18 protein-coding genes are annotated in these 19,506 nt (G+C 69.9%); 17 read left to right on the top strand and 1 reads right to left on the bottom strand.

The window, feature by feature from the left end; translation table 11 throughout:
• Positions 1-90: 90 nt before the first annotated feature.
• Positions 91-1,305 carry a helix-turn-helix domain-containing protein gene (locus ABZ796_RS26135; protein ID WP_357340968.1) on the bottom strand — a complete coding sequence of 405 codons (1,215 nt, stop codon included), beginning with the start codon at positions 1,303-1,305 and terminating at the stop codon, positions 91-93.
• Between the two features lie 150 nt (positions 1,306-1,455).
• Between ABZ796_RS26135 and ABZ796_RS26130 the strand changes: the two genes are divergently transcribed.
• From ABZ796_RS26130 to ABZ796_RS26050, 17 genes are all read left to right on the top strand, one after another.
• Positions 1,456-2,277, top strand: a complete 822-nt coding sequence (locus ABZ796_RS26130; RefSeq protein WP_357340966.1) for an ABC transporter ATP-binding protein — start codon at positions 1,456-1,458, stop codon at positions 2,275-2,277.
• On the top strand, positions 2,277-2,981 hold the full coding sequence (locus tag ABZ796_RS26125) for an ABC transporter ATP-binding protein (RefSeq protein ID WP_357340965.1): 705 nt from the start codon (positions 2,277-2,279) through the stop codon (positions 2,979-2,981). Before ABZ796_RS26130 ends, ABZ796_RS26125 begins: the two co-directional genes overlap by 1 nt.
• A gap of 9 nt (positions 2,982-2,990) precedes the next feature.
• Positions 2,991-3,869 (top strand): branched-chain amino acid ABC transporter permease, encoded by an 879-nt coding sequence (locus tag ABZ796_RS26120; protein ID WP_357340963.1) that lies wholly within the window; start codon positions 2,991-2,993, stop codon positions 3,867-3,869.
• 3 nt (positions 3,870-3,872) lie between these two features.
• On the top strand, positions 3,873-4,979 hold the full coding sequence (locus ABZ796_RS26115) for a branched-chain amino acid ABC transporter permease (RefSeq protein ID WP_357340962.1): 1,107 nt from the start codon (positions 3,873-3,875) through the stop codon (positions 4,977-4,979).
• Positions 4,976-6,304: an ABC transporter substrate-binding protein gene (locus ABZ796_RS26110; protein ID WP_357340961.1), complete on the top strand. Its 1,329-nt coding sequence runs from the start codon at positions 4,976-4,978 to the stop codon at positions 6,302-6,304. Before ABZ796_RS26115 ends, ABZ796_RS26110 begins: the two co-directional genes overlap by 4 nt.
• 105 nt (positions 6,305-6,409) lie before the next feature.
• Entirely contained in the window at positions 6,410-7,189 is a 780-nt protein-coding gene (locus tag ABZ796_RS26105; protein ID WP_357340960.1) for an SDR family oxidoreductase, read from the top strand.
• 9 nt (positions 7,190-7,198) lie between these two features.
• The gene (locus ABZ796_RS26100) at positions 7,199-7,969 is read left to right on the top strand and encodes a serine hydrolase (RefSeq protein WP_357340959.1); all 771 of its coding nucleotides are present in this window, start codon (positions 7,199-7,201) and stop codon (positions 7,967-7,969) included.
• A gap of 2 nt (positions 7,970-7,971) precedes the next feature.
• Positions 7,972-9,138 (top strand): dipeptide epimerase, encoded by a 1,167-nt coding sequence (locus ABZ796_RS26095; RefSeq protein ID WP_357340957.1) that lies wholly within the window; start codon positions 7,972-7,974, stop codon positions 9,136-9,138.
• Positions 9,135-9,713, top strand: coding sequence for a C40 family peptidase (locus tag ABZ796_RS26090; protein ID WP_357340955.1), 579 nt, complete (start codon positions 9,135-9,137; stop codon positions 9,711-9,713). Before ABZ796_RS26095 ends, ABZ796_RS26090 begins: the two co-directional genes overlap by 4 nt.
• An 85-nt stretch (positions 9,714-9,798) precedes the next feature.
• A complete protein-coding gene (locus ABZ796_RS26085) occupies positions 9,799-11,538 on the top strand; it encodes a glycerol-3-phosphate dehydrogenase/oxidase (RefSeq protein ID WP_357340953.1) in 1,740 nt (579 codons plus the stop codon).
• Positions 11,539-11,592: 54 nt separating this feature from the next.
• The gene (locus ABZ796_RS26080; protein WP_357340952.1) at positions 11,593-12,192 is read left to right on the top strand and encodes a hypothetical protein; all 600 of its coding nucleotides are present in this window, start codon (positions 11,593-11,595) and stop codon (positions 12,190-12,192) included.
• Positions 12,193-12,240: 48 nt separating this feature from the next.
• A complete protein-coding gene (locus ABZ796_RS26075; RefSeq protein ID WP_357340951.1) occupies positions 12,241-13,863 on the top strand; it encodes a succinic semialdehyde dehydrogenase in 1,623 nt (540 codons plus the stop codon).
• Complete coding sequence (locus ABZ796_RS26070; RefSeq protein WP_357340950.1) at positions 13,860-15,572, top strand: GMC family oxidoreductase; 1,713 nt, start codon at positions 13,860-13,862, stop codon at positions 15,570-15,572. The genes ABZ796_RS26075 and ABZ796_RS26070 overlap by 4 nt, the downstream gene beginning before the upstream one ends.
• A gap of 248 nt (positions 15,573-15,820) precedes the next feature.
• The gene (gene guaA / locus ABZ796_RS26065) at positions 15,821-17,395 is read left to right on the top strand and encodes a glutamine-hydrolyzing GMP synthase (protein WP_357340949.1); all 1,575 of its coding nucleotides are present in this window, start codon (positions 15,821-15,823) and stop codon (positions 17,393-17,395) included.
• 36 nt (positions 17,396-17,431) lie between these two features.
• Complete coding sequence (locus tag ABZ796_RS26060) at positions 17,432-18,463, top strand: hypothetical protein (RefSeq protein ID WP_357340947.1); 1,032 nt, start codon at positions 17,432-17,434, stop codon at positions 18,461-18,463.
• 234 nt (positions 18,464-18,697) lie between these two features.
• Positions 18,698-18,955 (top strand): hypothetical protein, encoded by a 258-nt coding sequence (locus ABZ796_RS26055; RefSeq protein WP_357340946.1) that lies wholly within the window; start codon positions 18,698-18,700, stop codon positions 18,953-18,955.
• An 80-nt stretch (positions 18,956-19,035) separates the two neighbouring features.
• Complete coding sequence (locus ABZ796_RS26050; RefSeq protein ID WP_357340944.1) at positions 19,036-19,407, top strand: DoxX family protein; 372 nt, start codon at positions 19,036-19,038, stop codon at positions 19,405-19,407.
• The last annotated feature ends 99 nt before the right edge of the window (positions 19,408-19,506 follow it).

Raw genomic sequence — 19,506 nt, 5'->3', positions numbered from 1 at the left:
AACACAGTCCCATCGGCGCTCGATAGGACTGTGTTGGTCTCGACACGCCTCCGCCTAGCGGCTCCGGCGGCTCGACCAGGGGGGAGGGGGCTACTTCTCCAGTGCCATCAGAGCCAGCGCGAACAGGAGGCGATCACGCGGGTCGGAGATGCTCTTCCCGGTGAGGTCCTGGATCTGCTTGATGCGGTAGATGACCGTGTTGCGGTGGCAGATCAGGTCCTCGGCGGCGTGGGTGGGGGAGCCGCCGTGGGCGATCAGGGCACGCAGCGTCGCCAGCAGTACGTCGGACTGGTGCGGCGGCTGCGCCAGGATCGGGCCGAGGGTGCGGCGGACGAGCAGCGAGGAGACCGCCGGTGAGGCGGTCAGCAGCACCTGCGGCAGGCGGTCGTCGACGACCGCGATGTCCGTACGCCCCCGGGGCACCGTCTCCACCGTGTGCGTGGCGAGCTGGAAGGCGGTACCGAAGCCGCTGAGGTCGTCGGCGGTGGCGATCCCGACCCGGCCGGAGTTGCAGCAGGCGAGCTGTTCGACGAGGTCGGCGACGGCCTCGGCGACCGGGCGCGACCCCAACGGGATGAGCCCGAAGTGGTGGTCGCCGCGGACGTGCCAGAACGACACCAGGCCGGCCTTCTCCAGCCGGTCGTCGGGGTTGCGCAGCGGTGAGTCGCGGTTGCCGTCGAAGGCCGCGATCACGCAGGCCATCTGCGCGTCGGCGGCGACCCCGAGGATCTCCTGCACCTCGGCGGCGAAGGCCGGGTCCCCGCCGCGGCCCTCCGCGAGCCCGTCGAGGAGCCTGCCCTGGAGCTGCAGGTCCCGACGCTGCAGCAGCGCCGCCTCCTTCCGGTAGGCGGCCGACATGACCGAGTTCTGCACGTCCAGGTCGGTCCACACCTGGCGCCCGGCGAGCACCATCACCCGGTCGTCGATCCCCAGGGCCGCCTGCTGGTGGACCATCGCCTCCCACAGCATCCGGGTGCCGACCGTGTAGGCGTTGAGGCAGTACTCCAGAGGTACGCCCTGCCGCGCCCGCCGCCGACCGGTCTCGCGCCACAGGTCGACGGGATTGGCTCCCGGGGTGAGCCCGGCCATGGCCCGGATGCCGCGGCGTACGTGCTCCCGGGTGCTCGAGCGCAGGTCGGCCCGCACCGACGGCTCGGCGTTCTGGTGCCACTCCGGCTGGATCGCGATCAGGGTCAGCGTGATGTCGTCGGCGATCGCGTCCGCCTGGCTCACCAGCGAGGCCCAGGCACGCTCCACCAGCGGACGGAGCTCCGCGTCGGGAGCTGTGTCACTCGTCACACCCATGTGCGGAGCGTCCCATGCCCGCTGCCACATCCGCCAGCAAACCAGGGAATCTCGGTCGGAGCGCCCGAAAGATTTTGTGCTCACTGCCCATATCCCCGGTTGTGCGGAGAGTCCAAAGTGAAACCCGTCACATCAGGTGAAGGGAGCACGATGCAGAAGTCCGGCGAAGACCCACCGCTGTTCGCGGTCGAGGGCGTCTCGGTCCGGTTCGGGGGCGTACGCGCCCTCGAGGACGTCTCCTTGGAGGTCGCGCCCCATGAGGTGCTCGGCGTCATCGGCCCCAACGGCGCCGGCAAGACCACCTTGTTCAACGTCGTGTGCGGGTTCGTCACCCCCGCGGAGGGCGAGCTCCGCCTGCGCGGCGAGACGATCCACGGCCTCCGCCCGCACCAGCTCGCCGGCCACGGCATCGCCCGGACCCTGCAGGGCCTCGGGCTCTTCGAGGGGATGACGGTGCTCGACAACGTGATGGTCGGTGCCGACCGTCTCGCCCGCGCCGGCTTCGTGCGCGGGCTGCTCGGGATCGGCCACCGCGACGACGCCCGGCTGGCCGCCAAGGCGCGGGAGCTCCTCGGCGAGCTCGGGATCGAGTCGTACGCCGCCCGCTACCCCGGCAGTTTGCCCTACCCGATCCGGAAGAAGGTCGCGCTCGCGCGCGCCCTGGTCGCCGAGCCGGAGCTGCTGCTCCTCGACGAGCCCGCCAGCGGGCTGAGCGCCGAGGAGATGACCGAGCTCGGCGAGATCATCACCGGCCTGACCGAGCGCACCGCCGTGATGCTCGTCGAGCACCACATGGACCTGGTGATGTCGGTCTGCCATCGGATCACGGTGCTCGACTTCGGCCGCGTCATCGCCGCCGGCTCACCCGACGAGATCCGCAACGACCCGGCCGTCCTCGCCGCCTACCTGGGCGACCAGGTCGAGCACGACGACGACGCCGAGGTCCACGCACTCACCGCCGAGGAGGCCTGATGTTCGCCGTCGAGGACCTGAGCGCTGCGTACGGACCCGTCAAGGCGCTCAACGGCGTCACCTTCACCGCGTCGAGAGGCCAGGTCACCGCGGTCCTGGGCGCCAACGGCGCCGGCAAGACCACGCTGCTGCGCACGGTGTCCGGCCTGGTGAGATCCAGCCGGGGCACCGTGAAGCTGGACGGCAAGGACATCACGCGCACCGCGACCGAGAAGCTGACCTCGTACGGCCTCTCCCACGTCCCGGAGGGACGCGGTGTCATCGCCGAGCTGACCGTCACCGAGAACCTCCGGCTCGGCGGGCTGCACCGCGCGACCGGCTCCGAGCCGATGCCGGTCGAGCGGATCTTCGAGCTCTTCCCGCGGCTGGGCGAGCGCCGCGAGGCCACCGCCCACATGCTCTCGGGCGGCGAGCGCCAGATGCTCGTCATCGGCCGCGCGCTGATGGCGCGGCCGACCGTACTCCTGCTCGACGAGCCCTCCCTCGGGCTCGCGCCCCGGGTGGTGGCCCAGATCTTCGACCTGCTCCGTGGGCTCGTGCAGACCGAGGAGCTCACCGTCGTCCTGGTCGAGCAGAACGCCCGCAGTGCCCTGTCCATCGCTGACCACGGCGTCGTGCTCAACCTCGGCAAGGTCGTCGCCTCGGCGCCGGCCGCCGAGCTGGCCGCCGACGAGCAGCTCCGCCACGCCTATCTCGGGTTCTAGGGAGCAGACATGCAGCAGTTTCTCGACACCACCCTCGGTGGCCTGGTCCTGGGCGCGGTCTACGCCGCGTTCGCGCTGGCGCTGTGCCTGATCTGGCGCTCGACCCGGATCGTCAACTTCGCCCAGGCGGCGATGGCGATGGTGACCACCTACATCGCGCTCTCGCTGATCAACGCCGACGTGCCCTACTGGGTCGCCTTCCTGGCCGCGATCGCCGCCGGGTTCGGCCTCGGCGCGCTGATCGAGCGGGTGATCATCCGCCCGGTCGAGGGCAAGGCCGAGCTCAACGCGGTGATCCTCACCCTGGGCCTGTTCATGGTGCTCCACGGCCTCACCGCGATCACCTTCGGCGTCCAGCACCGCGGCTTCCCGGCCCCGGTCAGCACCAACGCGATCTCGGTCGGGGACACCTCGATCGGCATCACCCCGTTCGGCATCCTGACGATCGTCGTGGTCGCCCTCGTGATGGCCGGGCTCGTGGTCCTCTTCCGCTTCACCGACCTGGGCCTGCGGATGCGGGCGGCCGCGTTCAACGGCGAGGTCTCCCGGCTCCTGGGCGTGCGCGTCGGCCGCATGCTCACCCTCGGCTGGGCGCTCGCGGCGGCCGTGGGCGCGGTGGCCGGGATGCTCATCGCCGGCGGCGACCTGATGAATCCGGCGTTCATGGACCCGTTCGTGATCTACGGCTTCATCGCCGCCGTGCTGGGCGGCCTCGACTCACCGCTCGGGTCGGTGATCGGCGGCCTGATCCTCGGGCTCTCGCTCTCCTACGTCACCGGCTACGTCGGTGAGCACCTGGCGCCGCTGGTCGCGCTCGGGATCTTGATGGTGGTGCTGCTGGTGCGTCCCAGCGGCCTCTTCGCGGCGGCTGCGGCCAGGAGGGTCTGACCCATGGAACGACTGCGCTCTCTCCTTCGTCCGGTGACGTCGGTGCCGCTGGCCCGCCACCTCATCGTCGCCCTGATCGCCTTCGTCGTGGCGATGGCAGTCATCGGCAGCTCCAGCCAGTACCTGCAGACCCGCTACGCCGAGATGGCCTACTTCGCCATCGCCGCCGGCGGGCTCACCCTCCTGACCGGCCTCTCCGGCCAGCTCTCCCTGGGCCACGGCGCGCTCATGGCCGTCGGGGCGTACGCCGCCACCCTCGTGCTCGAGCGCACCGGCGGCGAGACCCTGGCCGACGTCTTCGTCGCCCTGCTCGTCGCGATCACGGTGTGTGCCGCGGTCGGGGTAGTGGTCGGGGTGCCGGCGGCGCGGCTGCACGGGCCCTACATCGCCGGCGCGACCCTGACGCTGGCGGTCGCGGTGCCCCGGCTGGCGAACCAGTGGGACGTCCTCGGCGGGGAGCAGGGGCTGCAGGTGTCCGTGCCCCGTGCCACCGAGCTCCCGGCCCGGATCCAGGACCTGGTCTGGTTCTTCACCGCCGTCGAGATCGACCAGTACTCCTTCCTCGCCTACCTCGGCTGGCTGCTCCTCGCGATCACCTTCGTGGCGCTCGCCAACCTGAGCCGCTCGCGGATCGGTCGTCGCTGGCGGGCGGTGCGGGACGACGACGTCTCTGCCGAGCTGGCCGGCATCCACCTGGGCCGCGCCCGCGTGGTCGCCTTCACCGTCAGTGCCATGGCTGCCGGGCTCGCCGGCGGCCTGATGGCCATGAACGTACGCCTCACGGCGCCGGGCGCGTTCACGATCACGCTCTCGCTGACGCTGCTGGCCGCGGTCGTCCTGGGTGGGCTGGGCAGCCTGACCGGAGCGCTCATCGGGGCCGGCGTACTCGCCTTTCTTCCTCACTTCGCCACCGATCTCGGGGAGTCGGCCGGGCTCAGCGCCACCCAGGCCGCAGAGGTCACCCCGGTGGTCTACGGACTGGTGCTGATGCTCGTCATCCTCCTCGCTCCGGCGGGGATCGTCGGCAGCCTGCGCTCGTTCCTGGCGCGTTCCTCTCTCACTTCATCTCTCACCTCATTTCTGGGGCAAACCAAGGAGAAGACACCATGAGAAACACCGCACGCAGAGCCGTCCAGGTCGTCTGTGTCCTCACCACCGCCTCGCTCCTCGCGGCCTGCGGCGCGGGGAAGGAGCGGCCCTCCGAGGACGGGACGGCGGTCGGCGTCACCGACACCACCATCAAGGTCGGTGCGCACTTCCCGCTGACCGGACCGGCCGCGCCCGGCTACTCGGAGATCCCGTCCGGCCATCAGGCCTTCTACGAGTACGTCAACGATGCCGGTGGCGTCCACGGCCGCGAGATCGAGATGGTCGTCAAGGACGACGCCTACAACCCGACCAACACCAGCGCCGTCACCAACGACATGATCCTCCAGGACGAGATCTTTGCGATGGTGGCCGGCCTCGGCACCCCCACGCACCGCGCGGTCGTGCAGCGCCTCAACGACGACGGCATCCCCGACCTGTTCGTCTCCAGCGGCTCGCTGCAGTGGGGCGACGATCCTGGGACCAGCCCGATGACGTTCGGCTGGCAGACGGACTACGAGATCGAGGGCAAGGTCATCGGCCAGTACGTCAAGGAGAACATGCCCGACGCCAAGGTCGGTCTCTTCCTGCAGGACGACGACTTCGGCGAGGACGGCGAGAAGGGCGCGCGGCAGTTCCTCGACGCCCAGATCGTCGACGTCCAGAAGTACACGCCGGGTGGCTCGACCGACTTCTCCCCGCAGATGTCCTCGTTCAAGTCCAAGGGCGTCGACCTGGTGATCGGCTTCAACACCCCCTCCTACACCGCGCTGAGCCAGATCGCCGCGCAGGGCGTCGGCTTCAAGTCGAAGTGGTTCTACTCGAACGTCGGCTCGGACCCGGCGCTCGTCGGCGGGCTGCTCGCCTCGATGACCAAGGGCAAGATCCCCGCCGAGCAGGGCGTGAAGCTGATGGACGGGATGATGACGACCGAGTACCTCAGCGGCGTCGACGCTCCCGACGACGAGTGGGTCAAGCTGTGGCAGAAGGTCTGGGACGCCTATTCCAAGAAGGGCTCGGAGAAGCTGACCAACTACCGGATCTACGGCATGGCGCAGGCCTACACCCTCGTCCAGGCGCTGCAGGCCAACGGCAAGAACCTGACCCGGGAGTCGATCGTGGAGACGATCGAGAAGGACGGCGCCTCCTTCGAAGGGCCTGGGCTGGCACCGTTCCGGTACTCCGCGGACTCCCACATGGGCATCTCGGGAATGAGCGTGGTCGAGATCAAGAACGGCGCCTCCGAGCCGCTCACGCCGGTCCTCGTCACCGACATCGGCGACGCACCCATCGAGGAGGACGACAGCGCCGCCTCGGACGCCCCGCCCTCGTCCGGGCTGCCTGAGTGAGCTGGACGGCGTGATCGGTACTGATCAGTAGGTTGCCGCACGTTCACGGACCGGCCTCGGTTACAGTGGTTGACCCTCACTAACGCCACTGGAGGTGGTCGGTCCGTGAACGTACTCGCACCCGGGAGCGGGGTGGTTGTGACCGGAGCAGCCCGAGGGATCGGGAAGGCTCTGGCCACTCGGTTCGCGGAGGAAGGGTGTCGCGTCGTCGTGGCCGACATCGATGATGCCGAGCTCTGCTCGGTGGCCGACTCGATCGGCGCCCTCGCGGTTCCCGGCGACGCCGCCTCGGCCGCCGGCACCGCAGCGCTCGTGGACGCTGCCCGGGAGGAGCTCGGCAAGATCGACGCCTGGTACGGCAACGCGGGAGTCGAGCGCGGCCGCGGTCTCGAGGCCTCCGACCACGCCTGGCTGACCTCGTACGAGGTCAACGTCCTCGCCCACGTACGCGCCGCGCGGCTGCTGCTGCCGGAGTGGGTCGCCCGCGGTGCTGGACGGTTCGTGGTCACCTCCTCCTCGGCGGGTCTCCTCACGCTGCTCGGCTCCCCCTCCTACGCGGCCACCGAGCACGCCGAGATCGCCTTCGCCGAGTGGCTCGCCGCCACCTACCGGCACCAGGGCATCGTCGCTCAGGCGATCGTCGCGCGCAGCGTGAAGACGGCGATGCTCGAGCGCTCCTCCGGACTCCCGGGTTTCCGGTCGGCCGAGGGCGCGCTCACCGCTGAGGAGGTCGCCGACGCCGTCTGGGAGGCCGGGCAGAGCTCGCAGTTCTGGATCTCGCTCGAGCCCGACGTGGCCGAGGAGTACGCCACGCGTGCCGCCGACGTCGACGCCTGGATCGACGACGTGAACCGCGTCCGGCAGGAGCTCGACCAGACCGACTAGCCTCGAGTCGTGGAATCTTTGGTCTCGACCTGGCTCAGCGGCCTCGACGGCGTCCCGACGCAGGCGCAGAACGTCAATCAGCAGCACTACGCGGCGAGCCTGATGAAGGTGCCGGTCGCGATCGCCGCCTACCGGCTGCGCGATCGCGGGCTGCTCTCGCTCGACGAGCCGATCACGGTGCATCCCGACTTCGACTCCGCCGCCACCGGGTCGCGGTTCGAGATGGACCCGGCCGAGGACCAGGACCCCGAGACCTGGGCGGCGGTCGGCTCCCAGTTGCCGCTCGGTGAGCTCGTACGCCGCTCCCTGACCGTCTCCGGCAACCTGGCCGTCAACCTGGTGCTCGAGCGGGTCGGCCTCGAGGAGGTCGCCGCGGTGCTCGCCGACGCCGGGGTGACGCCGATGACGACGGTCTCGCGGGGGATCGAGGATGCGCCCGCACGCGAGGCCGGGCTGCAGAACCTGGTCACCGCCAACGACATGGGCAAGCTGCTCACCAAGCTCGCCTCCGGCCGGCTGATGTCGCCCGAGTCGACCGCCGAGGTCGAGGGGATCCTGGTCGCCCAGGAGTATCGCGACGCGATCCCGCTCGGGGTGCCCGAGGACGCGGTGGTCGGCAACAAGACCGGTTGGGTCGACGGAGTCCGCCACGACATGGCGATCATCCGCCCGGCCCAGGGTGAACCTCAGGTCATGGTCGTGCTCACGACCGGCCTGGACGACGACGAGTCGGAGTTCCGGATCAGCGAGGTCGCTCGCTATCTGTGGTCGACCCTGTGACGGTGCCTCGGGTCGCCGCGGTGCGCACCCAGCGTGTCCGGGTGCCGCTGCACACCCCGTTCGTGACCGCGCTGCGGCGTACGGAGTTCGCGGAGACGGTCGTGGTCACGGTCGAGGACTCCGACGGGCGCGTCGGCTGGGGTGAGGCGCCGCAGGTCTGGAGGGTCACCGGCGACTCGCTCGCCGGATCCGCGGCTGCTTTGGAAGGGCCGATCTCCGACGTTCTGGTCGGGGCAGCCGCGGACCTGTCCTTGGCCGGGCTGATCCAGCAGGCCGTCGTCGGGAACCGGTCGGCGAAGATGGCCGCCGACATCGCCTTGCACGACCTCGTCGCGCGGCGGGCCGGGGTGTCCATGGCCGAGCATCTGAACGTGTTGGTTTCGACACGCCTTCGCCTGGAGGCTCCGGCGGCTCAACCAACGCCGAGCCCCCGTTGGTTGAGCCCGACGAGCGCCAGCGAGCCGGTGTCGAAACCAACACAGCTGCTCACCGACATGACCCTCTCGGTAGGCACCCCCGCCGACCTGGCAGAGGCCGCGGCGGCCCGAGCCCAAGACGGGTTCGCGACGCTCAAGATCAAGGTCGGAACCGACGCCGCGGGTGACGCCGAGCGGGTGCTCGCGGTCCGCGAGGCGGCCCCGGGGTGCGTACTCCGGCTGGACGCCAACACCGGCTGGCGCGCGGACGAGGCGGTGGCGGTGCTGAGGACCCTGGCCGACCAGGATGTCGAGCTCGAGTTCGTCGAGCAGCCGGTCGCTCGGCGGGACCTGGAGGCGATGGCGTACGTCCGTCGGAACCAGCCCTACCGGATCCTGGCCGACGAGTCGGTCTTCGACCTCGAGGACCTCGTCGACGTCATCCGAGCGGGCGCTGCGGATGCGGTCAACGTCAAGCTGGCCAAGTGCGGCGGGATCACGCCCGCGATCGAGCTGCTGGAGGTCGCGAAGCGTCACGGCCTCGGCCGCCTCGTCGGCTGCATGATGGAGTCCCACCTCGGCATCGGTGCCGCCGCGGCACTGGTCGCCGCGACCGACATCCCCGGCGAGCAGGATCTGGACGCGGGCTGGTGGGCGAGGACCAGCCCGTACGCCGGGGGGATCAGCTACGACGGTCCTCGCATCCTCTTCCCTGATCAGCCGGGCCTCGGCATCGAAGGAGTCCTCCCATGACCACCGTCCACCAGCCCACCTTCGTCGTGGCCGAGCCCGCCGCCGACGCCGAGCACGAGACCGAGGTCGTCCCCGGCGAGGAGGTCGTGGTCCTCGAGACACGGGGCGAGTGGGCGTACGTCGTGGTCCCCTCCCACGCCTCCACCAAGGACGAGCGGGGCTATCCCGGCTGGCTGCCGGCGGATGCCCTGACCAGCTCCGTCTCCGTCCTGCTGAGCAGGGCCAGGAGCTACCTCGGCGTCCCGTACGTCTGGGGCGGCACCACCGACGCCGGTATCGACTGCTCCGGCCTGGTCTTCCGAGCGGCGGAGGCCGTCGGCGTACGTCTTCCGCGGGACGCCCGTGACCAGGCCGCCGCGCTCGAGGCGATCGACCTCGACGACGCCGCCGCCGGTGACCTCTACTTCTTCGCCCGCCCGGACGGGCGGGTCATGCACGTGGCCATCGCGACCGCGTCCCCCGAGCCCACCGGCACCCGCCCGATGATCCACGCCGACGGCGACAAGATGGTCGTGGTCGAGGAGCCGATGCCGCCCGACCGGCTCGCCACCCTGGTCAGCGCCGCCCGTCTGTGACGCCTGCGTGACTTATCGTCCGGCGCCGGTGAATTTCTCGCGCGCCAGAAGTGACAATTCGACGTGGTGAGTTAACTTCGAACGTATGACTCGAACTGGGGCCCTGAGTCCGCAGAGCCGCGATCTCGCGATCGGCACGATGGTCGGTGCGGCGGGGGAGACCGAGCTCGACGTACTCGTCGTCGGTGGAGGTGTGACCGGCGCCGGCGTGGCGCTGGACGCCGTCACCAGAGGCCTGAGCACGGGCCTGGTGGAGCAGCGCGACCTGGCCTCGGGAACGAGCTCGCGGAGCTCGAAGCTCGTCCACGGCGGTCTGCGCTACCTCGAGATGCTCGACTTCGAGCTGGTCCGCGAGGCGCTCCAGGAGCGCGGTCTGCTGCTCAACACCCTGGCGCCCCACCTGGTCCGGCCGGTGCCGTTCCTCTACCCGCTGACCAACCCGGTCTGGGAGCGCGCCTACATCGGGGCCGGCCTCGCGCTCTACGACGGGATGGCCAGCTTCGGGCCGCTCTCCGGGATGGGCAACTCCGGCCTCCCGCGCCACCGTCACCTCACCCGCCGGGGTGTGGCCAGGATCGCCCCCGACTTCAACACCGACACGATCACCGGCGCAATCCAGTACTACGACGCCCAGGTCGACGACGCCCGCCTGGTCATGACGATCGCCCGCACCGCCGCCTCCCACGGCGCCCACGTCGCGACCCGGGTCCAGGTGACCGGTTTCCTGCGCGAGGGCGAGCGGGTCGTCGGGGTCCGGGCTCGCGACCTCGAGCACGACCAGGACCTGGTCATCCGGGCCAAGACGGTCGTCAACGCCGCCGGGGTCTGGACCGACGAGATCCAGGACATGGTCGGCGGCCGTGGCGCCCTGCACGTCAAGGCGTCCAAGGGCATCCACCTCGTCGTCCCGCGCGACCGGATCCGCTCCGAGTCGGGCTTCATCGTCCGCACCGAGAAGTCGGTGCTCTTCGTGATCCCGTGGGGCCGCCACTGGATCATCGGCACCACCGACACCCCCTGGACCTACGACCTCGCCCACCCGGCGGCCTCCAAGACCGACATCGAGTACGTCCTGGAGCACGTCAACGCGATCCTGCGCGAGCCGCTCGACCTCGAGGACGTCGAGGGCGTGTACGCCGGGCTCCGCCCCCTCCTGACCGGCGAGTCCGACCAGACTGCCGGTCTGAGCCGCGAGCACACCGTGGTCACGCCGTTGCCGGGCCTGGTGCTGATCGCCGGCGGCAAGCTGACGACCTACCGGGTGATGGCCAAGGACGCCGTCGACGCCGCGGCCCACTCGCTCGGCACGACCACCAACATGACCCTGCGCGACTCGATCACCGACAAGGTGCGGCTGGTCGGTGCCGAGGGCTTCGAGACCCGCTCCAACCAGCGCGTCCTGCTCGCCCGTCGCTCCGGCCTCCACGTCGCCCGGATCGACCACCTCCTGGGCCGTCACGGCGGCCTGATCGACGACGTGCTCGACCTCATCCAGGAGCGCCGCCCGCTGGCGCTGCCCCTCGAGGGCGCCGAGGACTATCTCGCCGCCGAGGTCGTCTACGCCGTCACCAACGAGGGCGCCCGCCACCTCGACGACGTGCTCGAGCGCCGCACCCGGATCTCGATGGAGACCTTCGACCGCGGCGTACGCGCCGCCCCGGCGGTCGCCAAGATCATGGCCGAGGAGCTCGGCTGGGACGAGCAGCGCACCAAGGAGGAGGTCGACCACTACCTGCGCCGCATCGAGGCTGAGCGCCGCTCCCAGCTCATGGTCACCGACGAGGAGGCCGACCGCGCCCGCCTGGAGGTCGAGGATCTCGTCTGAACGTGCTCCGAATTGCCATGGCGGACCAAGCGGTTGACGTAGCAATCTGACTCCATGTTCCTGGTCGCAGATCCCCCCGAGCCGTTGGCCACCGACGACTTCGTGCTCGCGCCGCTGAGTCCCGAGCTGCTCGACCTGGACACCGAGGCCTACCTGGCCAGCCCGGACGTGATCCGCGACCACAGCTGTGGCCGGTGGCCGCTGGACGGGTTCGGCAGTGACGACAACCTGCCGCTGGTGATCCGGCACTGGTCCGACCACCAGGCGAAGCGCGCCTTCACCTACCTCTTCCTCGATCCTGCCGGCACCTCCTCGCTCGGCTGCCTCTACGTGCAGCCCCTGTTCCCGTACCTGGAGGCGATGGGCGCCGACGCCCAGACCCTGCTCAGGTACGCAGGAGGGGCCACCGCCAGGGTCAGCTACTGGCTCCGCCAGGACCGAGAGCCCGGGCTCGGCGCAGCGGTCGCCGAGCGGCTGGACGAGTGGCTGCGTACGAAGTGGCCGTTGGACGCCTATCTCTACCGAGCCACCCCCGCGGAGGAGTGCACCGCGCATGCGCTCGACCGGCTGCCGCTGGACCGGATCGACATCGACCTTCCGGCCGAGCGTCACAGCTATCTGTGGTGGGCCGCCGACGTTCGCATCGTGAGTTAGTGGGACGGCTGTCTGGCTTCAGAGACGCCGGTCACATACTCTCGGTACATGAGCGCATCGAACCCGACTTCTTCCGGCGGCCCGATCGTCGAGGGCCCGCTCGATCCCGAGCACGACGCCACGGCGTCCCTGGCCCTCGAGCCTGACTACGTCTCCCGCCTGACCGGCCGCGTCGTGGCGACGACGGGGGAGACCCGAGAGGTCATCAGTCCGCTCGACGGGGCGCCGCTGGCGCACATCCCGCAGTCGAGCGACGACGATGTCGCCGCGGCCTTCGCCAAGGCCCGGGTCGCCCAGGAGAAGTGGGCCGCGACCCCGGTCGCCGAGCGCGAGCGCATCCTGATCAAGCTGCACGACCTCGTCCTCGACCGGCAGGCCGAGATCCTCGACCTGATCGTGCTGGAGTCGGGCAAGGCCCGCAAGCACGCCTTCGACGAGCCGCTGCACATCGCCCTGACCGCCCGCTACTACGGGCGCCGGAGCAGCAAGATCCTCGACACCGAGCGCAAGCTCGGCGTCATCCCGGTGCTGACCCGGGTCGAGCTCAACCACGTCCCCAAGGGCGTCGTCGGGATCATCAGCCCCTGGAACTACCCGTTCACGATGGCGCTGTGCGACGGCCTGGCCGCGATCGCCGCCGGCAACGCGGTGGTCATCAAGCCCGACTCGCAGACCATGCTCAGCGCGCTCCTCGGTGCCGAGCTGCTGGCCGAGGCCGGACTCCCGGAGAACCTGTGGACCGTCGTCGCCGGACCGGGCTCGAAGGTCGGCACCAGCATCATCCAGCGCGCCGACTACGTCTGCTTCACCGGCTCGACCAACACCGGCAAGATCGTCGCCAAGCAGGCCGCGGAGCGGCTGATCGGCGCCAGCCTGGAGCTCGGCGGCAAGAACCCGATGCTGATCCTGAAGGACGCCGACATCGAGAAGGCCGCCGAGGGCGCGACCCGCGCGGTCTTCTCCAACTCCGGCCAGCTGTGCGTCAGCGTTGAGCGGCTGTTCGTCGACGACAAGATCTACGACCGGTTCGTGGAGCGCTTCGTCGCCCGCACCCAGGCGATGACCCTCGGGGCCACCCTCGGGTGGGAGAACGACATGGGCACCCTGATCTCGCAGGCCCAGGTCGACACCGCGACCGCCCACGTCGAGGACGCCGTCGCCAAGGGCGCCCGCGTGCTCGCCGGTGGCAAGGCCCGCCCCGACCTGGCGCCGTTCTTCTTCGAGCCGACCATCCTCGAGGGCGTCACCCCGGAGATGACCTGCTTCGGCAACGAGACCTTCGGCCCGGTCGTCTCGATCTACCGCTTCCACAGCGAGGAGGAGGCGATCGAGCGCGCCAACGACGGCGAGTACGGCCTCAACGGCTCGATCTACAGCCGCGACACCTCGCGCGCCCGGCGCATCGCCCGCCAGATCAAGTGCGGCACGATCAACATCAACGAGGCCTTCGGCGCCACCTTCGCGAGCATCGACGCCCCGATGGGCGGCATGCGCGAGTCCGGCCAGGGCCGTCGCCAGGGTGTCGAGGGCATCCTGCGCTACACCGAGACCCAGTCGGTCGCCTCGCAGGCCGTGCTGCGCTTCGCCCCGCAGTTCGGGATGAGCGACCAGGCGTACGCCAAGTTCATGACCGCCTCGCTGCGCGCGCTGAAGGCGCTGGGCCGCGCATGACCCATTACGACGTACTCGTCATCGGGTCGGGCTTCGGTGGATCGGTCAGCGCGCTGCGGCTGACCGAGAAGGGTTACAAGGTCGGGGTGGTCGAGGCGGGTCGCCGGTTCAGCGACGACGAGCTGCCCAACACCTCCTTCGACCTGCGCAAATATCTCTGGGCGCCGGCGATCGGCTGCTACGGGATCCAGCGCATCGACATGGTCAAGGACGCGGTCATCATGGCCGGCGCCGGCGTCGGCGGCGGCTCGCTGGTCTACGCCAACACCCTCTACGAGCCGCTCGACCCGTTCTACGAGGACCCTTCCTGGAGCCACATCACCGACTGGAAGGACGAGCTCGCCCCCTACTACGAGCAGGCCAAGCGGATGCTCGGCGTCACCCTCTATCCCCACCTGACCCCTGCCGACGAGGTCATGCAGAAGGTCGCGGCCGAGGCCGGCCGCGGTGACACCTTCCACAAGGCGCCGGTCGGCGTCTTCTTCGGCGGCCCGGGGCAGGTCGAGGGGCAGGAGGTCGCGGACCCCTACTTCGGCGGCGAGGGTCCCGACCGGCGTACGTGCACGAACTGCGGCGAGTGCATGACCGGCTGTCGCCACAACGCGAAGAACACCCTGGTCAAGAACTACCTCTACCTCGCGGAGAAGAACGGCGCCGAGGTGCACCCGCTGACCACGGTCACCCGCGTCTACCCGGCCAGGACCGGAAGCGGGTACGTCATCGAGACCCGCTCCACCAAGGCCAAGCTCGGCTTCGGCCGCACCCGGAAGTTCACCGCCGACCAGGTGATCTTCTCGGCCGCCTCGCTCGGCACCCAGAAGCTGCTCCACAAGCTCAAGCGCACCGGTGACCTCCCGCAGATCTCCCCGCGCCTGGGTGAGCTGACCCGCACCAACTCCGAGTCGATCCTGGGTGCGATCGCGCCGGACACCGCGATCGACTACACCGAGGGCGTGGCCATCACCTCCTCGTGGCACCCCGACGAGCACACCCACATCGAGCCGGTCCGCTACGGCCACGGCAGCAACGCGATCGCGGCGATGCAGACCGTGCTCACCGAAGGTGGTCCCCACCGGCTCCGCCGCTGGCTCAAGGAGATGTGGCTGCAGCGGCGGTCGCTGCGTACGTTCTACGACTTCAAGCACTGGTCCGAGCGCACCGTCATCGCCTTGGTCATGCAGGCGCTCGACAACTCGATCACGACCTTCCCGAAGCGCACGATCTTCGGGTGGCGGATGTCGTCGAAGCAGGGTCACGGCAAGCCCAACCCCACCTGGATCCCGGCCGGCCTGGATGCCGTGCGGAAGATGGCCGGGGTGATGAGCAGGGGTGAGAAGCCGGGGTATGCCGGCGGCACGATCGGGGAGCCGTTCAACAAGCCGATGACCGCCCACTTCATCGGCGGCTGCACGATCGGCGACTCGGTGGAGACCGGTGTCATCGATCCCTACCAGCGGCTCTACGGCTACTCCGGCCTGCACGTCGTCGACGGCTCCGCGATCACTGCCAACCTGGGCGTGAACCCGTCGCTGACGATCACCGCGCAGGCCGAGCGGGCGATGGCGTTCTGGCCCAACAAGGACCAGGCCGACCCGCGCCCGGAGCTGGGCGCGGGCTACGCGCGGATCCAGCCGGTCCGGCCGACTTCGCCCGCTGTGCCCGCCACGGCGCCGGCCGCCTTGCAGCTGCCCATTGTGGATGTCCGGTGACCAACCTGTTGCCGTGGTGATACGGGTTCCGCGGGAACTTTCTGGCAGGAAGTTTTTAGTTGACCCGTAACTGTGGTTAAGAGGGGTCGTTGGAGTGATCAGACCCGGGATTGCTCCCTCCCTAATACATGCCGGGTCTTTCAGTCCGGGACAGTGATGCCTCGGGCAATCAGGGCCCGGCCACCTCCCTCCCCGGCCGGGCCCTGGTGCATTTCGCGGGCGGCGTTCCCCGTCGTTAGGATTCGTGCATGACGCAGGCTCCTGGGGCGGAAGAGCACGATCTGGTTCTCGTGGTGGACTTCGGTGCGCAGTATGCGCAGCTGATCGCCCGCCGCGTACGTGAGGCGAAGGTCTACTCCGAGATCGTGCCGCACTCGATGCCGGTCGAGGAGATGCTCGCCAAGAACCCGAAGGCGATCATCCTCTCCGGCGGCCCCTCGAGCGTGTACGCCGAGGGAGCCCCCGCCATCGACAACGGCCTGTTCACCGCGGGCACCCCGGTCTTCGGGATGTGCTACGGCTTCCAGCTGATGGCCCAGGGCCTGGGCGGGACCGTCGACGACAACGGCGCCCGGGAGTACGGACGTACGCCGGTCACCGTCGGCGTCCCCGGCACCCTGCTCCGGGACATCCCGCCGGCCCACAACGTGTGGATGTCGCACGGCGACTCGGTCTCCGAGGCGCCCGAGGGATTCACCGTGCTCGCGAGCACCGCGGACACCCCGGTGGCAGCCTTCGAGAACGTCGAGAAGCAGCTCGCGGGCGTGCAGTGGCACCCCGAGGTGCTCCACTCCGAGCACGGGCAGAAGGTGCTCGAGCACTTCCTGTGGGACATCGCCGGCGCACGCCAGACCTGGACCATCGGCAACATCGCCGAGGACCAGATCGAGCGGGTCCGCCAGCAGATCGGCGACCACCGCGCGATCTGCGCGCTCTCCGGCGGCGTCGACTCCGCGGTCGCCGCGGCCATCGTCGCCAAGGCGATCGGTGACCGGCTGACCTGCGTCTACGTCGACCATGGCCTGATGCGGAAGAACGAGTCGGTCGCGATCGAGAAGGCGTTCCGGGACTCGACGGGCGCCGAGCTGAAGATCGTCGACGCCGAGAAGGAGTTCCTCGACGCGCTCGCCGGGGTCACCGACCCGGAGGAGAAGCGCAAGATCATCGGGCGCGAGTTCATCCGCTGCTTCGAGCGTGCCGAGGTCGAGATCCTCGGTGACAGCGACGAGAAGGTCGCCTTCCTCGTCCAGGGCACGCTCTACCCCGACGTCGTCGAGTCCGGTGGCGGTGCCGGCACCTCCAACATCAAGTCCCACCACAACGTCGGCGGTCTCCCCGAGGACCTCGAGTTCGAGTTGGTCGAGCCGCTGCGTGAGCTCTTCAAGGACGAGGTGCGCGCCGTCGGCTCCCAGCTCGGCCTGCCCGACGAGATCGTCCAGCGCCAGCCGTTCCCCGGCCCCGGCCTGGGCATCCGCATCATCGGCGAGGTCACCAAGGAGCGGCTCGACATCCTCCGCGAGGCCGACGCGATCGCCCGCGAGGAGATGACCCGCGCCGGTCTCGACCGCGACATCTGGCAGATGCCGGTGGTGCTGCTCGCCGACGTCCGCTCGGTCGGCGTCCAGGGCGACGGCCGCACCTACGGCCACCCCGTGGTGCTCCGCCCGGTCACCTCCGAGGACGCGATGACCGCCGACTGGGCGCGCCTGCCCTACGACGTCATGGAGCGCATCTCCACCCGGATCACCAACGAGGTGAGCGAGATCAACCGGGTCACCGTCGACATCACCTCGAAGCCTCCCGGCACCATCGAGTGGGAATGAGCCGTCGGGCGGTGCCGGCCGTGGACAATGTCGTCCATGACTGAGCCGGACCTCGCTCGACGACTCCTCGATGCCCAAGTCGCCCATGAGATGGCGGCGCTGCGCGGCGTACGTTTCCTCGATCTCGTCACCGGCGAGATCGACTTCGCGCTGCGTGCTGCCAGTGACCTGACGCTCGATCAGGTGATGCCGCGCGACCTGATCAAGGAGGTCGCGCTGAAGTACGTCAGCACCTTCCGGCTCCCGGGCGCGATCCCGGAGGTCGCCGGGGCGCTCGCGACGAGGCTGAAGGCGCATCCCGCCAACGACACCCAGCTGGGCAAGGTGGTCAGCCGGCCGCGGATCGCCGAGCTCGTCGAGGCCCTCGTCGAGATGCGTACGCTGCGCCAGCAGGTCCTGCGCAGCCTGGCCGACAACTCGGGGATCCAGGCCGGCGTCGGCACCTTGGTGCGTGGCACGGCCCGGGGTGCCGTCGACACCGGCCGCCGGCTCGCCGACAACCTGCCGGGCGGCTCCCTCGGCTTCTCGATCGCCGAACGCGTCGCCGGCCGGATGGCGGACACGGTGAAGGGCACCCCGGTCGGCGCGGCCGTCGACCAGAGCGCCCGCGAGCTGGCCGAGCGTGGTGCCGGCGCGCTGCTCGGCTACCTCACCGACACTGCCGCGAGCTCGGTCACCGACGAGGAGGTGCACGACGCGCTGCTGGAGGTCTGGGACGCGCTCGCGACCCGTCCGGTGCGCGAGCTCGCCGACCTGGTCGACGACGAGCAGCTGGTCGCGCTCTTCGTCGGGCTCTACCAGGTCTGGCTCGACATCCGGGACTCCGAGTATCTGCAGGCCCTGGTCGACACGGGTGTCGACTTCTTCTTCGACACCTACGGCGGCTTCACCCTCGACCGGCTCCTGGAGGAGTGGGGCCTGGGCCGCGACGACCTGATCGAGGAGGCGCTCCGCTTCGGTCCGCCGGTGATCGAGGCGCTCGCCGAGGCGGGTGTCCTCGAGCAGCTGATCCGTCGCCGGCTCTCGAGCTTCTACGAGTCACCGGAGGCTCGGGCGCTTCTGGGCTGAGGCCGTGTGTCCCGCCGCCGGGGTGGGTACCGGACCGGGGAGACACCGTCCGCTGAGCCGACCGCCGGCGATGCGCACTGGCGGCGCCGGCTGATGAACGTCGGCCACGATCCGCTGGGCTCGTGAGTGCCGCGGAGTGGGTTCCGGAGTCCCCGAGCCTCGCCGATCTCCGCAGCGCAGTCCAGGACTGCCGCGGCTGCGAGCTCTATCGCGACGCCACCCAGGGCGTGATGGGTGAGGGGCCGACGCCGGGATCGAGCCGGGGGCGACGTACACGACGGCTCGTCCTTCCGCGTCGGTGAGGCACGTGGCCACCTCCTCGAGTGGCCCGAGGCCATCGCCACGGAGACCTTCGACCCCTGGGTCCTCGCGACGACCCACCCCTCCGCCGTCCTCAGGGCGGAGGACGAGAGGCAGGCGACGTACGACGCTCTGGTCGCCGACCTGCGGGTCGCCGCCAAGGCTCTGAAGAACAAGGCTCTGAAGAAATAGTGAAGGGCGATGTCGAGATCGCCGGTGCGCGCTCGACGCGTGGGTAAGAGCATCACCACCCACCTCCTGAGGAGATCGAGATGAGCACCAACGCACAACGAGCCGGCTGGGTCATCACTGTCCTGGTCACCCTGTTCCTCGGCTTCGACATCGTCACGCACCTGCTGCGGGTCGAGCCGGTGATGGATTTCAACGACAAGGTCGGCGCCCCGGGCTGGTTCCCGGTGGTCTGCGGCGTCGTCCTCGGCCTGTCGCTGGTGGCCTACCACGTCCCGGTCACCCGGGCGATGGGGACGGTCCTGATCACCGCCTACCTCGGCGGCGCGGTCACGGTGAACCTGGTCTTCGGGCAGCCGGCCTTCAACACCGTCTTCGCCATCGCCACCGCCGCCCTCGTCTGGGCCGGCGCCTGGCCCCGCGACGAGCGCCTGCGGGCATTGGTCACCGCCTGAGTCCCTGCCGAGTCGGCTCGTCCTGACCGAAAACCCTGCCGAGTCGGCTCGGGATGTCGAGGCCACACGGCGCGGGGTGTGGTGAATTAGAGCCGCCGC

Source organism: Nocardioides sp. NPDC047086 (assembly GCF_040643685.1).
Lineage (GTDB): Bacteria > Actinomycetota > Actinomycetes > Propionibacteriales > Nocardioidaceae > Nocardioides.
The sequence above is the reverse complement of the archived record's forward strand: the minus strand, read 5'-3'. Positions and strand labels throughout refer to the sequence as shown.

Excerpts from the sequence above, each read along its gene's own strand:
- ABZ796_RS26070 (WP_357340950.1), top strand. The coding sequence starts at position 13,860 with ATGACCCATTACGACGTACTCGTCATCGGGTCGGGCTTCGGTGGATCG.
- ABZ796_RS26125 (WP_357340965.1), top strand. The coding sequence starts at position 2,277 with ATGTTCGCCGTCGAGGACCTGAGCGCTGCGTACGGACCCGTCAAGGCG.
- ABZ796_RS26115 (WP_357340962.1), top strand. The coding sequence starts at position 3,873 with ATGGAACGACTGCGCTCTCTCCTTCGTCCGGTGACGTCGGTGCCGCTG.
- ABZ796_RS26110 (WP_357340961.1), top strand. The coding sequence starts at position 4,976 with ATGAGAAACACCGCACGCAGAGCCGTCCAGGTCGTCTGTGTCCTCACC.
- ABZ796_RS26080 (WP_357340952.1), top strand. The coding sequence starts at position 11,593 with ATGTTCCTGGTCGCAGATCCCCCCGAGCCGTTGGCCACCGACGACTTC.
- ABZ796_RS26050 (WP_357340944.1), top strand. The coding sequence starts at position 19,036 with ATGAGCACCAACGCACAACGAGCCGGCTGGGTCATCACTGTCCTGGTC.
- ABZ796_RS26120 (WP_357340963.1), top strand. The coding sequence starts at position 2,991 with ATGCAGCAGTTTCTCGACACCACCCTCGGTGGCCTGGTCCTGGGCGCG.
- ABZ796_RS26135 (WP_357340968.1), bottom strand. The coding sequence starts at position 1,305 with ATGGGTGTGACGAGTGACACAGCTCCCGACGCGGAGCTCCGTCCGCTG.
- guaA (WP_357340949.1), top strand. The coding sequence starts at position 15,821 with ATGACGCAGGCTCCTGGGGCGGAAGAGCACGATCTGGTTCTCGTGGTG.
- ABZ796_RS26130 (WP_357340966.1), top strand. The coding sequence starts at position 1,456 with ATGCAGAAGTCCGGCGAAGACCCACCGCTGTTCGCGGTCGAGGGCGTC.
- ABZ796_RS26075 (WP_357340951.1), top strand. The coding sequence starts at position 12,241 with ATGAGCGCATCGAACCCGACTTCTTCCGGCGGCCCGATCGTCGAGGGC.
- ABZ796_RS26085 (WP_357340953.1), top strand. The coding sequence starts at position 9,799 with ATGACTCGAACTGGGGCCCTGAGTCCGCAGAGCCGCGATCTCGCGATC.
- ABZ796_RS26090 (WP_357340955.1), top strand. The coding sequence starts at position 9,135 with ATGACCACCGTCCACCAGCCCACCTTCGTCGTGGCCGAGCCCGCCGCC.
- ABZ796_RS26060 (WP_357340947.1), top strand. The coding sequence starts at position 17,432 with ATGACTGAGCCGGACCTCGCTCGACGACTCCTCGATGCCCAAGTCGCC.